The sequence below is a fragment of the Klebsiella sp. KP20-425-1 genome (assembly GCF_025813515.1).
GTDB classification, from domain to species: Bacteria; Pseudomonadota; Gammaproteobacteria; order Enterobacterales; family Enterobacteriaceae; genus Klebsiella; species Klebsiella pneumoniae.
The window spans coordinates 2,282,166-2,299,440 of the sequence record NZ_CP109614.1 but is presented as its reverse complement, the minus strand read 5'-3'; the positions used below and the strand labels follow the sequence as shown (position 1 = coordinate 2,299,440).

Below are 17,275 nucleotides of genomic sequence, written 5' to 3'. Positions count from 1 at the left end.
CGTTTTTATTTCATCAGTTACTAGACGACCGGTCTACTCAGGAGTCACTATGTCGGAAGCAAAATTATTCAGCCCACTGAAAGTCGGTGCGGTCACCGTCCCTAATCGCGTATTTATGGCGCCGTTGACGCGTCTGCGCAGCATTGAGCCGGGCGATATCCCTACTCCGCTGATGGGCGAATACTACCGCCAGCGCGCCAGTTCCGGGCTGATCATCACCGAAGCGACGCAGATCTCCGCGCAGGCCAAAGGCTACGCCGGCGCGCCTGGGCTGCACAGCCCGGAGCAGATTGCCGCCTGGCAGAAAATCACCGCCGGCGTTCATGCCGAAAACGGTCATATCGCCGTCCAGCTGTGGCACACCGGGCGTATTTCCCATAGCAGCCTGCAGCCTGGCGGCGCCGCCCCGGTAGCGCCTTCCGCGCTGAGCGCGGGCACCCGTACCTCACTGCGTGACGAAAACGGCCACGCCATTCGCGTCGACACCTCAATGCCCCGCGCCCTGGAAACCGCAGAGATCCCAGGGATCGTCAACGATTTCCGTCAGGCGGTCGGCAATGCCCGTGACGCCGGCTTCGATCTGGTTGAGCTGCACTCAGCCCACGGCTATCTGCTGCACCAGTTCCTCTCGCCATCGGCGAACCAGCGTACCGATCAGTACGGCGGCAGCGTGGAGAACCGTGCCCGTCTGGTACTGGAAGTGGTTGACGCCGTGAGTCAAGAGTGGAGCGCCGAGCGCATTGGCATCCGCGTGTCGCCGATTGGCAGCTTCCAGAATGTGGATAATGGCCCGAACGAAGAAGAAGACGCGCTGTATCTGATTAGCGAGCTGGCGAAACGCGGTATCGCCTATCTGCACATGTCCGAGCCGGACTGGGCGGGCGGCAAACCTTACAGTGAAGCTTTCCGTCAGAAAGTCCGCGACCGCTTCCCGGGGGTGATCATTGGCGCTGGCGCTTACACAGTAGAAAAAGCCAACGATCTTATCAATAAAGGGCTGATTGATGCCGTGGCCTTTGGCCGCGATTACATCGCCAACCCGGATCTGGTGGCTCGCCTGCAGAAAAAAGCGCCGCTTAACCCGCAACGCCCGGAATCCTTCTACGGCGGCGGCGCGGAAGGCTACACCGATTACCCGACTCTGTAATCCCTCCATTGATAGCGGCGACGTATCGCCGCTATACTCAACGTTCTGATCTATCAAATAAACTGCATAGGGGACATTATGCGCTTACTCCACACCATGCTGCGCGTTGGCGACCTGCAACGTTCTATCGACTTCTATACCAACGTGTTGGGCATGAAGCTGCTGCGCACCAGCGAAAACCCGGAGTACAAGTACTCCCTCGCCTTTGTCGGCTACGGCGAAGAGAGCGAAACCGCGGTAATCGAACTGACCTACAACTGGGGCGTGGACAGCTATGAGCTGGGCACCGCCTACGGCCATATCGCGCTGAGCGTCGATAACGCCGCCGAAGCCTGCGAACGGATCCGTCAGAACGGGGGCAACGTCACCCGTGAAGCCGGGCCGGTAAAAGGCGGCACCACCGTCATCGCCTTCGTGGAAGATCCGGACGGTTACAAAATCGAGCTCATTGAAGAGAAAGATGCCGGCAAAGGTCTGGGCAACTAACGCTTCCCCACGCTGGCATATTTAATGCCATGGCTCGCCCGGGCGCTACGGCGCCCGTTGTTTTCACCCCTGCCTGCTGCAAGCCGCGGCAAAATTTGCCATAATGCGCGCTACTTTTTTCCAGCTAAGAGAATCTGATGTCCGAGAACGCTCAACTGAATGGTCTGTGCGACCGTTTCCGCGGTTTTTATCCGGTGGTGATCGATGTTGAAACCGCAGGATTTAACGCCAAAACCGACGCCCTGCTGGAGATCGCCGCCATTACGTTGAAGATGGATGAGCACGGCTGGCTGATGCCCGATGAAACGCTGCATTTCCATGTTGAACCTTTCGAGGGCGCCAATCTGCAGCCCGAAGCGCTGGCTTTTAACGGGATTAACCCGCATGACCCGCAGCGCGGGGCCGTCAGCGAATACGATGCCCTGCATGCCATCTTCAAAATGGTGCGCAAAGGGATGAAAGAGAGCGACTGCAGCCGGGCAATCATGGTGGCGCACAATGCCACCTTTGACCACAGCTTCACCATGACCGCCGCCGAACGCGCGGGACTTAAACGCAACCCTTTCCATCCGTTTGTTACCTTCGACACCGCCGCGCTAAGCGGGCTGGCGCTGGGCCAGACGGTGCTGTCGAAAGCCTGTATTGCCGCGGGTATGCCGTTCGACGGCGCGCAGGCTCACTCCGCCCTGTATGATACCGAGCAGACGGCGCAGCTGTTTTGCGAGATCGTGAACCGCTGGAAGCGTCTGGGCGGCTGGCCGCTGCCAGTGGCCACCCCGGAGTGATAAAAAAAGCGACTTCCAGGAAGTCGCTTTTTTACTGATGGCGGGAATTACTCCGCTTTTGGCTCGTCGGTATGGTACTTTGCCGCCGTCTCTTTGATCAGCTGCTGCAGTTCACCGCGCTGGTACATTTCGATGACGATATCGCAGCCGCCCACCAGTTCACCGTCTACCCACAGCTGCGGGAAAGTCGGCCAGTTGGCGTATTTAGGCAGCTCGGCGCGGATATCCGGGTTCTGCAGGATATCAACGTAAGCAAAACGTTCGCCACAGGCGGACAGCGCCTGAACGGCCTGGGCAGAGAAACCACAGCTTGGCAGCTTCGGCGACCCTTTCATGTACAACAGGATCGGGTTTTCAGCGATTTGGCGTTGGATCTTTTCTAAAGTCGAGCTCATTGTCGTGCTTCCTTAAACTTCTTTCTACGGCAGTAACTTGTCATTGTAGCGTCCTGTAGGCAGGACGGATAATAACATTTTTTTCACTATTCATATTTTATCTTCTGTTGCGCGAAGTTGCCTTAAAAATATCATTTTGCGGTCACAGGCGGGCGCTCATTGCGCATTTTCTGTGCGAGGCGGTCAATGTCTGACGCGTTTTCTTGCAATCGTTAACCAATCGACATTTTTGATACAAAAGAATATTAACTTTCCGGCTTTTTATGCTTTAGAATCATTCCGGTTTGTCATTCATCGTCAGGCATTTGTACATGTCTGTAATTAATCAGGGGATTGCTCAGTGGCGCGGCTAAACAAAATCGCGATATCGCTCTGTGCATTACTGTTCACGTCTATCTCATTCACGCCACTGGCTCAGGCATCAGGGCATACGCACGCCTCCGCTTCGCCAAAAGCGTTGCCCGCGAAAAGTGGCTCAGAGCGCAAGAAAAAAGCAACCAGTCAAAAAACTAAAACCACCGCTAAAACCACCAGTAAAAAGTCCTCGCGCACCCGGCTCCCTACCCGCACTACCGCAGCAAGCCAAACCGCACTTCATCGTCAGGCCGCCGGCGCGACGAAAAAATGCGTGCTGCGTAAAGGTTATAAAAAGCAGTGCGCGAAAACGGTCGCCGCCAGCGCCGAGCCGACCCTGGCGCTAAACAGCGTCAAAAGCAAATGCGTGGTGCGCAAGGGCTATAAAAAACGCTGTAAGCCCGAGGCCAGCGAAGCGAATTTAACGATCGCCGACGCCCACAAGGTCCGGGTGCAAAAAGCGCAAAGTACCGCGATGAATAAACTGATGGGCCAGTTGGGTAAACCCTATCGCTGGGGCGGCACCTCGCCGCGCACCGGGTTTGACTGCAGCGGGCTGGTCTATTACGCCTATAAGGACCTGGTCAAGATCCACATCCCGCGTACGGCCAACGAAATGTACCACCTGCGCGATGCGCGTCCGGTGGATCGTGATGAACTGCAGAGCGGCGATTTAGTCTTCTTCCGCACCCGCGGACGGGGCGCTGCCGACCATGTCGGCGTCTACGTCGGCAACGGAAAATTCATTCAGTCGCCGCGCACAGGTCGTGATATTCAAATCACCTCCCTGAGCGAGGATTACTGGGTTCGCCATTATGTCGGCGCTCGTCGCGTCATGACGCCGAAAACCATTCGCTGATCCCGGTCTGCCGCTGCGGCGGCAGACCGCCTCTCCTGCTCGATCTCCATCCCCACCCGCAAGGGATATTGCATATTGCTCTCTTTGCCCGGCGTATCACGACGATAGCGGGTCGGCGACATGCCAAAGTGACGGTGAAAGGTCCGGCAGAAAGCGGCTTGTCCCTCGTATCCCAGGCACTGAGAAATACTCTGTATCGACGCCTGCGTCTGCGTTAAATAGATTGTCGCAATCGTCATCTTTCGTCGGCTGACGTAGCTCGCCAGCGTGCAGCCCGTTACCATGGCGAATTGTCGCTGGAAGTACCAGTGTGAGTAGCCGGACTTTTTCGCAATCGCGCTCACCGACAGGGTGTCGAAAATATGTGCTTCGATCCAGTCAACAATCCCCTGCACCACCGGGATCATTTTCGCGCTCACCACCTCATCTGTTTTTGCCATCGTCGTCATCCTGGGGAAATTACTGCTGGCGGCTATGTTTGTCATACAAATTAAAAAATAGACAATGAATTATTGGCATAGCGACGATTGCCTGAGCGCATATTTTTATTAATCATTTGATATTAAAGTTTTATTTTTTGTCCAGCGCATTGCTTGACAGCGGCGAAGCAGAGTAGTTAATCGCCATGCGAGTTCGCAAATCCGCAGAGGGCATCTCCTTATACATGGTTGCAACAATTTTGGCGGCTTATCACCCACTCCTGCAGAAAACGGTTAAGCCTTCACCACATGCACCGGTGATAATAGCCTTTATCGTTGTAAGGCTTTTCACTGCTTGCGGCAAATGTTAACATTCTCAATACAATAACACGCCCGGGACGCGACAGCGTCGGGCGGTCAGAACACGATTCAGGTGAAAACCTCATCCTGTCAATGTGAGATAAAACAAAAAGTTATAAGGAGAGTAGCAATGTCGTTTGAATTACCTGCATTACCATATGCAAAAGACGCCCTGGCGCCGCACATTTCCGCAGAAACCCTGGAATATCACTACGGTAAACACCACCAGGCGTATGTCACTAACCTCAACAACCTGATCAAAGGCACTGCGTTCGAAGGCAAGTCCCTCGAAGAGATCGTCCGCACGTCTGAAGGCGGCGTGTTCAACAACGCAGCGCAGGTCTGGAACCACACCTTCTACTGGAACTGCCTGGCGCCTAACGCCGGCGGCGAACCGGAAGGCGAACTGGCGGCCGCAATCGCCAAATCTTTCGGCAGCTTCGCGGATTTTAAAGCCAAATTTACCGATGCCGCGGCGAAAAATTTCGGCGCTGGCTGGACCTGGCTGGTCAAAAATGCCGACGGCAGCCTGGCTATCGTCTCCACCAGCAACGCCGGTACCCCGCTGACCACCGACGCGAAGCCGCTGCTGACCGTTGACGTTTGGGAACACGCCTACTACATCGACTATCGCAACGCCCGTCCAAGCTACCTGGACCACTTCTGGGCGCTGGTTAACTGGAAGTTTGTTGCGGCTAACCTCGCGGCATAAACGACAAACCGCAGCGGGGTATCCCCGGCTGCGGTTTTTTTTGCCCTTGCCCAGCCGATGATTACTGGCTGGCGAAAGCCTCTTCCGGCTGCGCTCGCCCGCTAAACCAGACCAGCAGCAGCGCCAGACCAGCGATAATCGCGCCCATCACCGGCACAAACGCATATCCCAGTCCGCCAGAGATCACCGCCCCACCGGCGGCGGCGCCCAGCGCGTTGCCGAGGTTGAACGCGCCGATATTCACCGAAGAAGAGAGCCCCGGCGCCTCATGCGCTACACGCATAACCCGCATCTGCAGCGGCGGAACCACCGCAAAGGTTGCTGCGCCCCAGACAATCATGCTGATGGCCGCCCCGGCCTGGGATTGCGCCAGCAGCGGGATCGCCAGCATGATCGCCATCAGCAGCAGCAGAAAGCCCTTCAGCGTGCCGGAGACCGACCGGTCAGCAAATTTGCCGCCCAGATAGTTGCCTAGCGAAAAACCGACGCCAATCAGCACCAGCATCGCGGTTATAAACAGCGATGAAGCGTGGGTCAGCGTATTGAGCACTGGCGAAATGTAGGTATACAGCGTAAACATCGCCCCGGCGCCCAGCACGGTGGTCAGCAACGCGGAGAGCACCTGCGGGCGCAGCAGGACAGAAAGCTCTTTTTTGACATCAGGACGTTCCCCCGCGCTGCCCTTCGGCAGGGAGAACCACAGGCTAACCATCGCCAGCAGGCCTAATCCCGCAGTAGCAAGGAAGGACATCCGCCAACCGATGGTTTCGCCAAGCCAGGTGGCCGCCGGCACGCCGCCAATGTTGGCGATGGTCAGGCCCATAAACATAGTGGCTACCGCGCTGGCCTGCTTATGCTTTGGCACGACGCTGGCCGCCACCACCGATCCCAGGCCGAAAAAAGCGCCGTGGTTGAGGCTGGTAATAATCCGCGACAGCAGCAGCGTGGTGTAATCCGGCGCGATGGATGACAACAGGTTGCCGACGGTGAAGATCCCCATCAGAAAAATCAGCGCATTGCGCCGTGCGCGATGCGACAACAGCAGCGTCATCAGCGGTGCGCCGACCATGACGCCGATGGCATACGCACTGATCAGCATTCCCGCTACCGGTATCGAGACGTCCACACCTTTCGCAATCACCGGCAGCAATCCCATCGGGGAGAACTCGGTGGTACCGATGCCAAAGGCGCCGATCGCCAGCGCAAGTAAAGGAAAGTTGATTTTCATTCAATGACTCCATCAGACCGTCAGAGAGGACGGCGTAACATCAGAAGTCAAAAGCATGACATCAATCACAAAAAAACAAAAGTGAACGAAATGACAAAAGATTTTTGCGGAATTGATAATAATGGCGGGATATGGGGAGGAAGCGGCGCTCCTCCCTCAGCGAAACATTAGTGCAGTATGGCGGTCAGGCTGAAAGCGACAATCACGCCGAGAGCAATAATCGTGGTGATCAGCGAAAACTTTAAATTGGTATCCATCATTTTTCCCTCTTGTTATCCCCACACCAAAAGTGAGCTTGCTCATTTTTGCACAAAAAATCGCAAAAATCTTCCGGGATTTAGGGCGATGCACATTTTTGCTCTTCCACTTTGCCCCAAGATCGGACAAAATCCCACGCTAATTTAAAAGCGTATCGGCCATTGACCCCTTCCTGTCGTTCTGTGTCGTTTTCCCGACGTGATGCAATGTTGAAAATTGTATTCAGGGTGTGTGTAGGCAAACGTTTACGTATCGATGATCAGGCGATCAGGTCAAGGCATGGAGTGAGATGTAATGGCAACTATTAAAGATGTAGCGAAACGCGCAAACGTTTCCACTACAACTGTGTCACATGTAATTAACAAAACCCGTTTCGTTGCCGAAGAGACGCGTAATGCGGTATGGGCGGCGATTAAAGAGCTGCACTACTCGCCGAGCGCCGTGGCGCGCAGCCTGAAAGTCAATCACACCAAATCGATTGGCCTGCTGGCGACCAGTAGCGAAGCCGCCTATTTCGCTGAAATTATTGAGTCCGTTGAAAAGAGCTGCTTCCAGAAGGGCTATACTCTGATCCTCGGTAACGCGTGGAACGATCTGGAAAAACAGCGCGCCTATCTGTCGATGATGGCGCAAAAGCGCGTAGACGGTCTGCTGGTGATGTGTTCCGAGTATCCGGATTCGGTATTGAGCATGCTGGAAGAGTACCGCCATATCCCGATGGTGGTGATGGACTGGGGCGAGGCGAAAGCCGACTTCACCGATGCGGTGATCGATAACGCCTTCCAGGGCGGCTATATCGCCGGACGCTACCTGATTGAACGCGGCCATCGCGAAATCGGCGTGATCCCGGGTCCGCTGGAGCGCAACACCGGCGCGGGGCGACTGGCCGGCTTCATGCAGGCGATGAAAGAGGCGCATATCAGCGTGCCGGAAAACTGGATTGTGCAGGGCGACTTCGAGCCGGAGTCCGGCTACCGCGCAATGCAGCAGATCCTAAACCAGCAGCACCGCCCGACGGCGGTCTTCTGCGGCGGCGATATCATGGCGATGGGCGCTATCTGCGCGGCGGATGAAATGGGACTGCGGGTACCGCAGGACATTTCGCTGATCGGTTATGATAATGTGCGCAACGCCCGCTATTTCAGCCCGGCGTTAACCACCATTCATCAGCCGAAAGATTCCCTGGGCGAGGCCGCATTTAACATGCTGTTGGATCGTATCGTCAACAAGCGTGAAGAGTCGCAGTCTATCGAAGTGCACCCTCGTCTGGTTGAGCGCCGCTCGGTAGCGGATGGCCCGTTTGTCGATTATCGTCGTTAAGGCATCTGGCGGGCGCGGATCTCTCCGGCGCCCGCAGCCACTCCCGATTCAGCGTGTCGCTGTCCCCCAGATAGTCAAGCATCCAGTTCAGCGCCGGTGAGGCATCGTTCTGCTGCCACGTCAGGCAGCAGGCGGCATCCGGAAACGGATTTTCCAGCGCCAGCGCAGTCCACTCGCCGCGATCTATCCATGGACGGGCGAAATGGCTCGGCACCATGCCGACGCAGAGTCCTGCCGACAAACAGGTTGCTGATGATTCCCAGTCAGGGACGACTACCCTCTTCTGGTTATCCAGCAACCATGTTGTCCGTTTAGGCAACGAGCGCGAGGTATCCTCCCGCACCAGCGACGGCCAGTTACGCAGGACGTCGTCGCTCAGGGGTCCATCCATCTTTGCCAGCGGATGATCGCTCGCCACCACGCAGTCCCAGCTCAGCATCCCCATATCGCGGAACGCATAGCGACCGCCGACCGGAATAGATCGCGTTGCGCCAATCGCCAGCTCAACGCGGCCGTCGGCAAGCGCATCCCATACACCATTGAATACTTCCTGAAAGACGATCAGCTCGACGTCGGGAAAATGGCGATAGAAATCGACGATCATCTGACGCATCCGCGCCGGTTTCACAATATCATCCACTGCGATCGACAACTGTCCGCGCCAGCCGTTCGCAATTTGCTGACACTGCTGGCGGGTGATCTGCATTTTTTTGATAACAGAGCGCCCTTCCTGTAAAAACCAGACCCCGGCGGGGGTCAACTCCACATCACGATGGCGACGCTCAAATAAGGGAACGGCGAGCCACTCTTCGAGCTGACGCACGGTATAGCTGACCGCGGAAGGCACCCGGTGAAGCTCCTGCGCGGCCGCGCTGAAGCTGCCGTTACGGGCGACGGCATCAACCACTTCCAGAGAGTATTCAGACCACATTTTCTGCCTGCAAAATTTTTGAATGCATGTGACAAATATTAGCGTTTCACAAGCCACAATGCACTCCCTACACTCTGCGGCATCGTACCTGTACACCAACTATGAGAACGTTATGTCACAACCCGGGAAAGGATTTTTAGTCTGGCTGGCCGGCCTGAGCGTGCTGGGCTTTCTGGCCACCGATATGTACCTGCCGGCGTTTGCCGCCATGCAGCAGGATCTCAACACCTCCGCCGCCTCCATCAGCGCCAGTCTGAGCCTGTTCCTCGCCGGCTTCGCGCTGGGCCAGCTGTTCTGGGGACCGCTGTCGGACCGCTATGGACGTAAACCGGTGCTGCTGAGCGGCCTGGCGATTTTCGCGGCCGGCTGTCTGGGGATGCTTTGGGTGCACAACGCCACCCTGATGCTGGCGCTGCGCTTTCTGCAGGCGATTGGCGTCTGTGCCGCGGCCGTTACCTGGCAGGCGATGGTCGCCGATTACTATCCTGCCCAGCGCACGAACCGCATCTTCGCCACCATTATGCCGCTGGTAGGACTGTCGCCGGCGCTGGCCCCGCTGCTGGGCAGCTGGCTGCTGGTGCACTTCGAGTGGCAAGCCATCTTCGCCACCCTGTTCGCCATCACTCTGCTGCTGATGCTGCCTGCCCTGCGCCTGAAGGCAGCCGCGAAGTCAGTAGTAGTGACGCAGCAAAAGATCACCTTTCTCGCGCTGCTGCGCTCCCGGGAATACAGCGGCAACGTCCTAATCTACGCCGCCTGTTCCGCCAGCTTCTTCGCCTGGCTTACCGGTTCACCTTTTATCCTGCATGAAATGGGCTATGGCCCAACCGCTATCGGCCTGAGCTATATTCCGCAGACCATCGCCTTTCTGGTGGGAGGCTATGGCTGTCGCGCGCTGCTGCAGAAATGGTCCGGTCAACAGATGCTGCCGTGGCTGCTGGTGATTTTTGCCGTCAGCGTAGCCGCCACCTGGCTGGTGGGCCTGCAAACCCATGCCTCGCTGGTGGCGTTAATGATCCCGTTCTGCATGATGGCGGTGGTCAACGGCGGGATCTACCCCATCGTGGTTGCTCAGGCGCTGAAGCCTTTTCCGCAGGCGACCGGCCGCGCGGCGGCGCTGCAAAATACCCTGCAGCTTGGCCTGTGCTTCCTGACCAGTCTGCTGGTATCCGCGCTGATCGCCACGCCGCTGCTGACCACCACCAGCGTAATGCTGGTTTCGATTGGCTTAGCCGGAATAGGCTATCGCCTGCAGCAGACGCCGGAGCTGACACCCCACTCTTCCCACGCGTAATGCCCGTCGCCAGGGCCCGGACCAGTCGTTAGCATGCTAAGAAATTTTTATTGAAAGCCAGTACTTAGCGTCCTATACTGGATCCGGGTTCACATAAATAGAAAATAGTTACAGATTAACGGATGCAGGATGCCTCCGTTTCACCATGGAAGGCCTTTCGGCAAGGGTTATCTCCCTTCCTCTGTTTACGTCGGATAGCGACTTCACGGATTATCCGTGAGATTTCTCACAAAGCCAAAAAAGCGTCTACGCTGTTTTAAGGTTCTGATCACTTGGGCGTGATGGAGAAGCTATGAGTTCATCGTGTATAGAAGAAGTAAGTGTACCAAATGATGACTGGTACCGGATTGCAGCTGAATTATTAGGCCGTGCGGGAATTGAAATCAATGGCTCCGCGCCGTCCGACCTGCGGGTTAAAAATCCTCTCTTTTTTAAACGGGTTTTGCAGGAAGGTTCGCTGGGTTTAGGCGAAAGCTATATGGACGGCTGGTGGGAATGCGAGCGTCTGGATATATTCTTCCACAAGGTGTTACGCGCCGGGTTGGAAAAGCAGCTCCCACACCATTTCAAAGACACACTCCGCATCGCAGGCGCTCGTCTGTTTAATCTACAAAGTAAAAAACGTGCCTGGATTGTCGGTAAAGAGCACTACGACCTCGGCAACGATCTCTTCAGCCGGATGCTTGATCCCTATATGCAGTATTCCTGCGGTTACTGGAAAGAGGCGCAGAGCCTCGAGGCCGCCCAGCAGGCTAAGCTGGATCTCATCTGCCGCAAACTGGAGCTGGAGCCAGGCATGCGGGTACTGGATATTGGCTGTGGATGGGGCGGTCTCGCCGAATATATGGCGCGAAATTATCAGGTCAGCGTCGTGGGTGTAACCATCTCCGCCGAGCAACAAAAAATGGCCCAGGCGCGCTGCGCCGATCTCGATGTAGAGATTCGTCTCCAGGATTATCGCGATCTGCACGACAGCTTTGACCGCATCGTCTCCGTTGGCATGTTTGAGCACGTGGGGCCGAAAAATTACGCTACCTACTTTGAGGTTGCCGACCGTAATTTGAAACCCAACGGCCGCTTTTTACTGCATACCATTGGTTCCAAGGTCACCGACCATAACGTTGACCCGTGGATCGATAAATATATCTTCCCGAACGGCTGCCTGCCTTCCGTGCGTCACATTGCCGAAGCCAGCGAAAAGCATTTTGTGATGGAAGACTGGCACAACTTCGGCGCCGATTATGACACGACCCTGATGGCCTGGTATGAGCGTTTCCTCGCCAGCTGGCCGGAAATTGCCGATAACTATTCTGAGCGTTTCAAACGCATGTTTACCTATTATCTGAACGCCTGCGCCGGCGCCTTCCGCGCCCGCGACATTCAGCTCTGGCAGGTGGTGTTCTCGCGCGGTATTGAACATGGACTGCGCGTCGCCCGTTAAATAACACTCCCCCGCTTATCGGCGGGGGATTTTTTTTCAGGCTTCATTGACCTTAGCCGCCATCTCTTTCGCGGCCAGCACGCGTTCGACCGTATCGACAACCGCCTGGGTCTGCGGATCAATCTCAATATTGACGCGATCGCCCAGTTTTTTCGCTCCCAGGGTGGTCCGCTGCAGCGTCTCCGGAATAAGATGCACGCAGAAACGGGTCGCCGTCACCTCACCCACCGTCAGACTAATGCCGTCAATACCGATGAATCCTTTATAGAGGATGTATTTCATCAGCGTTGGATCCTGCACTTTAAACCAGATCTGACGGTTATTTTCGGAAGTCAGAATCTTCACGATTTCCGCGGTGGTCATAATGTGGCCGGACATTAAATGCCCGCCGATTTCATCACTAAATTTCGCCGCTCGCTCGACGTTCACTTCATCGCCGACCTGAATATCGCCAAGATTGGTAATCCGCAGCGTCTCTTTCATCAGATCGAAGCTGATGCGCGCGCCGTTGATTTCGGTCACCGTCAGGCAGCAGCCGTTGTTGGCTACCGAGGCGCCGGTTTCCAGCCCCTCCAGCATATGTGCCGGTAACTCAACCACGTGAGTGCGAAAATTGGGTTTATCATCAATGGAGACCACTTTCGCGGTTCCCTGAACAATACCAGTAAACATGTTTGGCTCCTGTTGAAAATCATGACGGTATCATTACCGCTTTCGCTATCGGGAACAATAACAGGAGGGCAAAGCGGTTGCCAGCGCGCTTCGTGCCTCGACTCTTTTTTCACTGGCTTAATAGCCAATCCTCGCTACAATAGACTGGAAATTCCTCATTTTTATCCCCTTGCTGCCAGTTACGGCGGCTTTTTTAGTCTCAAAATAACAACAATTCGAAGGTGTTCACGTGCAGAAGTATTTCGTTGAAGCGCGTCAGTTATTAGCTCTGGCTATACCCGTCATCCTTGCGCAGGTAGCGCAGACGGCGATGGGTTTTGTCGATACCGTGATGGCAGGTGGCTACAGCGCCACGGATATGGCCGCCGTGGCCATCGGGACCTCCATCTGGCTGCCGGCGATCCTCTTCGGCCACGGCCTTCTGCTGGCGCTGACCCCGGTGGTGGCGCAGCTTAACGGATCCGGGCGGCGAGAGCGTATCGCGCCGCAGGTGCGTCAGGGCTTCTGGCTGGCCGGCTTTGTCTCGGTGCTGATCATGGTCGTGCTGTGGAACGCCGGATACATCATCAGCTCCATGCATAACATCGATCCGCTGTTGGCAGAGAAGGCGGTTGGCTACCTGCGCGCGCTGCTGTGGGGCGCTCCGGGCTATCTGTTCTTCCAGGTCGCCCGTAACCAGTGTGAAGGGCTGGCAAAAACCAAGCCCGGGATGGTCATGGGCTTTATTGGATTACTGGTCAACATTCCGGTGAACTATATTTTTATCTATGGTCATTTCGGCATGCCCGAGCTGGGCGGCGTCGGCTGCGGTGTGGCGACGGCCTCCGTTTACTGGGTGATGTTCGCCAGCATGCTGTGGTGGGTGCGCCGGGCGCGTACGATGCGCGATATCCGCTGCGCCGAGCGCTTCAGCGGCCCTGATTTTGCCGTCCTGTTACGGCTGGTGCAGCTGGGGCTGCCCATTGCTCTGGCGCTGTTCTTTGAAGTCACTCTGTTTGCCGTCGTCGCGCTGCTGGTCTCCCCGCTCGGGATCATTGACGTCGCTGGTCACCAGATCGCGCTTAATTTCAGCTCGCTGATGTTCGTTCTGCCGCTGTCGCTGGCGGCGGCGGTCACCATTCGCGTCGGCTTCCGCCTTGGCCAGGGCTCAACGATCGATGCCCAGGTTTCGGCCCGCACCGGCGTGGGCGTGGGGATCTGCCTGGCAGTATTTACCGCTATCTTTACCGTCCTGATGCGTAAGCAGATTGCGCTGCTGTATAACGATAATCCCGAAGTGGTGACGCTGGCCTCGCACCTGATGCTGCTGGCAGCTATCTATCAGATCTCCGACTCTATTCAGGTGATCGGCAGCGGCATTCTGCGCGGCTATAAAGATACGCGGTCTATCTTTTTCATTACCTTTACCGCGTACTGGGTGCTGGGTTTGCCGAGCGGCTATCTGCTGGCGCTGACCGATATGATTGTGCCCCGCATGGGACCTGCCGGTTTCTGGTGCGGATTTATCATCGGTCTGACCTCCGCCGCCATCATGATGATGCTGCGGATGCGTTTTCTGCAGCGCCAGCCTTCCAGCATCATCTTAGAGCGCGCTGCGCGCTAACTTGTCTAAGCCCGCCGCTCCGGCGGGCTTTTTCGTTCTTCGCTATAACGGCGCGTTGTACATTCCGTTACTCCCTGACACCAAAGACTCACTGATAGCCTCCCGGCAGGCGCTTATAGTGTTGCCAACAGCCCCGCAGTGGGGTTACTCAAGAAACCAAGTCGAGGATTTCAGAATGAAAAAAGTATTAGCTCTGGTCGTTGCCGCTGCTATGGGTCTGTCATCAGTTGCTTTCGCTGCCGATGCGGCAAGCACCACCCCGAGTGCAGCAGCCAGCCATACTACCGTTCACCATAAGAAACATCACAAAGCGGCCGCGAAACCGGCAGCCGAGCAGAAAGCGCAGGCGGCGAAGAAACACCACAAAGCCGCTGCAAAACCGGCTGCTGAGCAAAAAGCCCAGGCTGCAAAGAAACATCATAAAGCGGCACACCACGCAGCTAAACCGGCGGTTAAACCGGCGGCATAATGGTCAGGGCGTTAAGGTGATAAACCGGCGCTGAACAGCGCCGGTTTTTTTTCAGGAGGACATCATGCTGCAACGCTATCGCTTCGAATTGCTGCTGTTACTGCTCATCGTCTGCGCGCTGTTTACCCTGCGCTTGATGTTTAAATAGCTGGCTGCTGAACCCATTTACGGGCCGGCGGCGTATAGTCGCGAAAACCGGCGATAATCTCGTCTGCCGAGGTAGCGAACGGCAGCATTTCCGCGTAGCGCGGGTGCATAAACCCTTCCTGTACCATGTTATCGACCATCGCCTGAAGCGGATCGTAATAACCCTTAATATTCAGGAACGCGCACGGTTTCTCATGGATCCCCAGCTGCGCCCAGGTCCATTGTTCGAAAATCTCCTCGAGCGTCCCCGCCCCGCCCGGCAGGGCAATAAAGCCATCCGCCAGCGCCGCCATTTTGGTTTTCCGCTCGTGCATATCCTCGACCACATGCAGCTCCGTCAAGCCGCGGTGGGCAATTTCCCGCTCCACCAGGCCGCGCGGCATCACGCCGATCACCACGCCACCGGCCTCCAGCGCCGCATCGGCGACCGCCCCCATCAGACCAACTTTGCCGCCGCCATAGACAAGCGCCAACCCCTGCTGCGCCAGCGTACGTCCAACCAGACGGGCGGTTTCGAGGTACAGCGGATGTTCGCCAGCTGAAGAACCGCAAAAAATACCAATCGATTTCATCTTCGTTATGACTCCTTCTCTTCTGGTGGCCGATAATTTAACACATCGGCAACCCTTCCGCGCAGGTTTGGACTGCCTGAAAAATGAGAGCCGTGATGCTCGCTGGCGAAGAAATATCCTTGTGGTTCAGTAAAATATATCCGGAATGAGTAAAAGTTCCGCAATCGCATGCAATGTGCAAGAAAAGTGACGTTTACCTCTTGCCACATCCCCTCCCTGCCGCTAATATGCGTCCCCGTTGTCACCACAACATTGCGTTCGTAGCTCAGTTGGTTAGAGCACCACCTTGACATGGTGGGGGTCGTTGGTTCGAGTCCAATCGAACGCACCATAATGCGTTTATAGCTCAGTTGGTTAGAGCACCACCTTGACATGGTGGGGGTCGTTGGTTCGAGTCCAATTAAACGCACCATAATGCGTCTGTAGCTCAGTTGGTTAGAGCACCACCTTGACATGGTGGGGGTCGATGGTTCGAGTCCATTCAGACGCACCAATCATTTTTCCTTCTGTAATTCCTGAATTTTATCACCTGCTCCCCGTTGGTATTGCTGACTTAAAATGTTGTGTATTGGCAAAGCGTTTTCCTTGCATAGTCCATACTAGTCCACATGAGTGCTAAGGAAGCCAACCCTTTTAATGAGCATCAAAAATCGATCAACAGACCACGCCGTTTAATTTCTTAATGATAATAATTCCATTCATCATAAATATATGCATATGCAAATCGATATATCAGATACCCCACCAGGAATCCCACAACTGAAAGTAAACCCCAGAGAAATTTATATTCATTTACTGAGAAAAAAAAGAACCAGCCAGCCAGCGCGATACCTGAAGCACCTAATCCCATCCCAGCCCCTCTGATAACACGGGAAAGCAGGATGAGTAATGTTCGTTTTATATTCATAGTCCACCAAAGAAATATTCACATATTTTGTTAAATTCTGCTGGATTCTTATCACTGACCATACACGCTGTTTCGAAAGGTTTTACAATATCCTCAACAAGAAAATACAGAAGATCCAGATCTCCCAGATTTTGCAGTTTATCATGCAGTACCGGATTTCTGCGCTTCAGATATCGGGACGTGTATATTGCTCTGGATGTTTCAGCTCCAACGGATAATAATAATCCGGCAAGACTTCCTGCAAAAAAAGCGGACACTCCTCTTGAGGCGTTCCCCTCTTCCTCATCCCGCTCCGCGTCAGGTGCTGCGGCTTCGGTCCTGCCGCCATATGGGTTAACAGTTGCTGATTCAGCAGGCTGTCGATATTGCGCCCTCCGGAGAACAACCATCCGGTAGCGTGACTGCCCCGGCGGTTGCTTTACCAAACTGGTTGCATCGTTTATCAGCCTGTTCCTCATCGCTTCACTCCATCTTTTCTGGCGTTAAAATTCATCATTACGTCCTCCATTCGTTACCCTTCGCCACCCCACCCACTGGCCGCGCTATCGCACCCGCCTGCTTTCGCGAACGCTACCGCCCGTCGCTGTCTCCCTACAGGAACCCAAAGCGCACTGGGTAAGGCAGAACGGTGATCTTTTATTTAACGCCCGGAATAACAGTCGCTCAGCAATAAATGTCCAAGGAAATCCCGTTCGTATCCACATCCTGCCGGAGTAAGTCCAGTTTTAATTCAGTGGCATCTCGGTTCAGCTCGGGAGTGACTGCGTAATACTGACAAAGACGATAAACAGAATAAAACAAATAAACTGATAATATTTTGTCATGCGAGAGAAGGAAGCTGTCTGGACGCAGGGCAGAAGCGGTGGCTTCGCAACAACAATATTCCATACTGATAACTATTCCCTGGTGTAAAAAA

The 17,275-nt window shown here is 55.3% G+C and carries 18 protein-coding genes and 3 tRNA genes; 13 read left to right on the top strand and 8 right to left on the bottom strand.

Annotation, left to right across the window (positions count from 1 at the left end):
* The first annotated feature begins 49 nt into the window (after nt 1-49).
* The 3 genes from OHJ17_RS11260 to rnt all read left to right on the top strand — a co-directional run bounded on the left by OHJ17_RS11260 (nt 50) and on the right by rnt (nt 2,418).
* A complete protein-coding gene (locus OHJ17_RS11260; RefSeq protein ID WP_002907763.1) occupies nt 50-1,147 on the top strand; it encodes an alkene reductase in 1,098 nt (365 codons plus the stop codon).
* Nucleotides 1,148-1,225: 78 nt separating this feature from the next.
* Complete coding sequence (gene gloA / locus OHJ17_RS11255; protein ID WP_002907764.1) at nt 1,226-1,633, top strand: lactoylglutathione lyase; 408 nt, start codon at nt 1,226-1,228, stop codon at nt 1,631-1,633.
* Between the two features lie 137 nt (nt 1,634-1,770).
* Nucleotides 1,771-2,418, top strand: a complete 648-nt coding sequence (rnt, locus tag OHJ17_RS11250; protein WP_002907766.1) for a ribonuclease T — start codon at nt 1,771-1,773, stop codon at nt 2,416-2,418.
* Nucleotides 2,419-2,465: 47 nt separating this feature from the next.
* On the opposite strand, the gene OHJ17_RS11245 is transcribed toward rnt, so the two are convergent.
* Nucleotides 2,466-2,813: a Grx4 family monothiol glutaredoxin gene (locus tag OHJ17_RS11245; RefSeq protein WP_002907768.1), complete on the bottom strand. Its 348-nt coding sequence runs from the start codon at nt 2,811-2,813 to the stop codon at nt 2,466-2,468.
* Nucleotides 2,814-3,153: 340 nt separating this feature from the next.
* Here OHJ17_RS11245 and OHJ17_RS11240 point away from each other — a divergent pair, with 340 nt between their 5' ends.
* Nucleotides 3,154-4,026 (top strand): C40 family peptidase, encoded by an 873-nt coding sequence (locus OHJ17_RS11240; RefSeq protein ID WP_004151204.1) that lies wholly within the window; start codon nt 3,154-3,156, stop codon nt 4,024-4,026.
* On the opposite strand, the gene OHJ17_RS11235 is transcribed toward OHJ17_RS11240, so the two are convergent.
* Nucleotides 3,981-4,466, bottom strand: a complete 486-nt coding sequence (locus tag OHJ17_RS11235; RefSeq protein WP_004184275.1) for a helix-turn-helix domain-containing protein — start codon at nt 4,464-4,466, stop codon at nt 3,981-3,983. The genes OHJ17_RS11240 and OHJ17_RS11235 overlap by 46 nt on opposite strands.
* A 469-nt stretch (nt 4,467-4,935) precedes the next feature.
* On the opposite strand from OHJ17_RS11235, the gene sodB reads away from it, so the two are divergent.
* Nucleotides 4,936-5,517 (top strand): superoxide dismutase [Fe], encoded by a 582-nt coding sequence (gene sodB, locus OHJ17_RS11230; RefSeq protein ID WP_002907771.1) that lies wholly within the window; start codon nt 4,936-4,938, stop codon nt 5,515-5,517.
* A gap of 61 nt (nt 5,518-5,578) precedes the next feature.
* Here the strand turns inward: sodB and OHJ17_RS11225 are convergent, their stop codons facing one another.
* Both OHJ17_RS11225 and OHJ17_RS11220 read right to left on the bottom strand, forming a co-directional pair.
* Nucleotides 5,579-6,745, bottom strand: coding sequence for an MFS transporter (locus OHJ17_RS11225; protein WP_002907773.1), 1,167 nt, complete (start codon nt 6,743-6,745; stop codon nt 5,579-5,581).
* A 167-nt stretch (nt 6,746-6,912) separates the two neighbouring features.
* On the bottom strand, nt 6,913-7,005 hold the full coding sequence (locus tag OHJ17_RS11220) for a cytochrome bd-I oxidase subunit CydH (RefSeq protein WP_002907776.1): 93 nt from the start codon (nt 7,003-7,005) through the stop codon (nt 6,913-6,915).
* Nucleotides 7,006-7,297: 292 nt separating this feature from the next.
* On the opposite strand from OHJ17_RS11220, the gene purR reads away from it, so the two are divergent.
* The gene (gene purR / locus OHJ17_RS11215) at nt 7,298-8,323 is read left to right on the top strand and encodes an HTH-type transcriptional repressor PurR (RefSeq protein ID WP_002907778.1); all 1,026 of its coding nucleotides are present in this window, start codon (nt 7,298-7,300) and stop codon (nt 8,321-8,323) included.
* Here the strand turns inward: purR and punR are convergent.
* Nucleotides 8,250-9,254, bottom strand: coding sequence for a DNA-binding transcriptional activator PunR (gene punR / locus OHJ17_RS11210; protein ID WP_004184276.1), 1,005 nt, complete (start codon nt 9,252-9,254; stop codon nt 8,250-8,252). The two genes, purR and punR, sit on opposite strands and share 74 nt — an antisense overlap.
* Nucleotides 9,255-9,366: 112 nt before the next feature.
* Between punR and punC the strand changes: the two genes are divergently transcribed.
* Both punC and cfa read left to right on the top strand, forming a co-directional pair.
* Nucleotides 9,367-10,548, top strand: a complete 1,182-nt coding sequence (gene punC, locus OHJ17_RS11205; protein WP_002907785.1) for a purine nucleoside transporter PunC — start codon at nt 9,367-9,369, stop codon at nt 10,546-10,548.
* A gap of 292 nt (nt 10,549-10,840) precedes the next feature.
* On the top strand, nt 10,841-11,989 hold the full coding sequence (cfa, locus tag OHJ17_RS11200; RefSeq protein WP_002907788.1) for a cyclopropane fatty acyl phospholipid synthase: 1,149 nt from the start codon (nt 10,841-10,843) through the stop codon (nt 11,987-11,989).
* A 36-nt stretch (nt 11,990-12,025) separates the two neighbouring features.
* Here the strand turns inward: cfa and OHJ17_RS11195 are convergent, their stop codons facing one another.
* Complete coding sequence (locus OHJ17_RS11195; protein WP_002907792.1) at nt 12,026-12,661, bottom strand: riboflavin synthase; 636 nt, start codon at nt 12,659-12,661, stop codon at nt 12,026-12,028.
* A 229-nt stretch (nt 12,662-12,890) separates the two neighbouring features.
* Here OHJ17_RS11195 and mdtK point away from each other — a divergent pair, with 229 nt between their 5' ends.
* A complete protein-coding gene (gene mdtK, locus OHJ17_RS11190) occupies nt 12,891-14,264 on the top strand; it encodes an MdtK family multidrug efflux MATE transporter (protein WP_114505168.1) in 1,374 nt (457 codons plus the stop codon).
* A 175-nt stretch (nt 14,265-14,439) separates the two neighbouring features.
* Nucleotides 14,440-14,733, top strand: coding sequence for an acid resistance repetitive basic protein Asr (gene asr, locus OHJ17_RS11185; protein WP_032420419.1), 294 nt, complete (start codon nt 14,440-14,442; stop codon nt 14,731-14,733).
* A 140-nt stretch (nt 14,734-14,873) separates the two neighbouring features.
* On the opposite strand, the gene OHJ17_RS11180 is transcribed toward asr, so the two are convergent.
* Entirely contained in the window at nt 14,874-15,452 is a 579-nt protein-coding gene (locus tag OHJ17_RS11180) for an LOG family protein (protein WP_004200138.1), read from the bottom strand.
* A 254-nt stretch (nt 15,453-15,706) separates the two neighbouring features.
* On the opposite strand from OHJ17_RS11180, the gene OHJ17_RS11175 reads away from it, so the two are divergent.
* From OHJ17_RS11175 to OHJ17_RS11165, 3 genes are all read left to right on the top strand, one after another.
* Nucleotides 15,707-15,783, top strand: a tRNA-Val gene (locus OHJ17_RS11175).
* 4 nt (nt 15,784-15,787) lie between these two features.
* A tRNA-Val gene (locus OHJ17_RS11170) sits at nt 15,788-15,864 on the top strand.
* Nucleotides 15,865-15,868: 4 nt separating this feature from the next.
* Nucleotides 15,869-15,945 (top strand) — tRNA-Val (locus OHJ17_RS11165).
* A 410-nt stretch (nt 15,946-16,355) separates the two neighbouring features.
* Here OHJ17_RS11165 and OHJ17_RS11160 read toward each other — a convergent pair.
* Nucleotides 16,356-16,817: a hypothetical protein gene (locus tag OHJ17_RS11160; protein WP_032433152.1), complete on the bottom strand. Its 462-nt coding sequence runs from the start codon at nt 16,815-16,817 to the stop codon at nt 16,356-16,358.
* Nucleotides 16,818-17,275 lie beyond the last annotated feature (458 nt).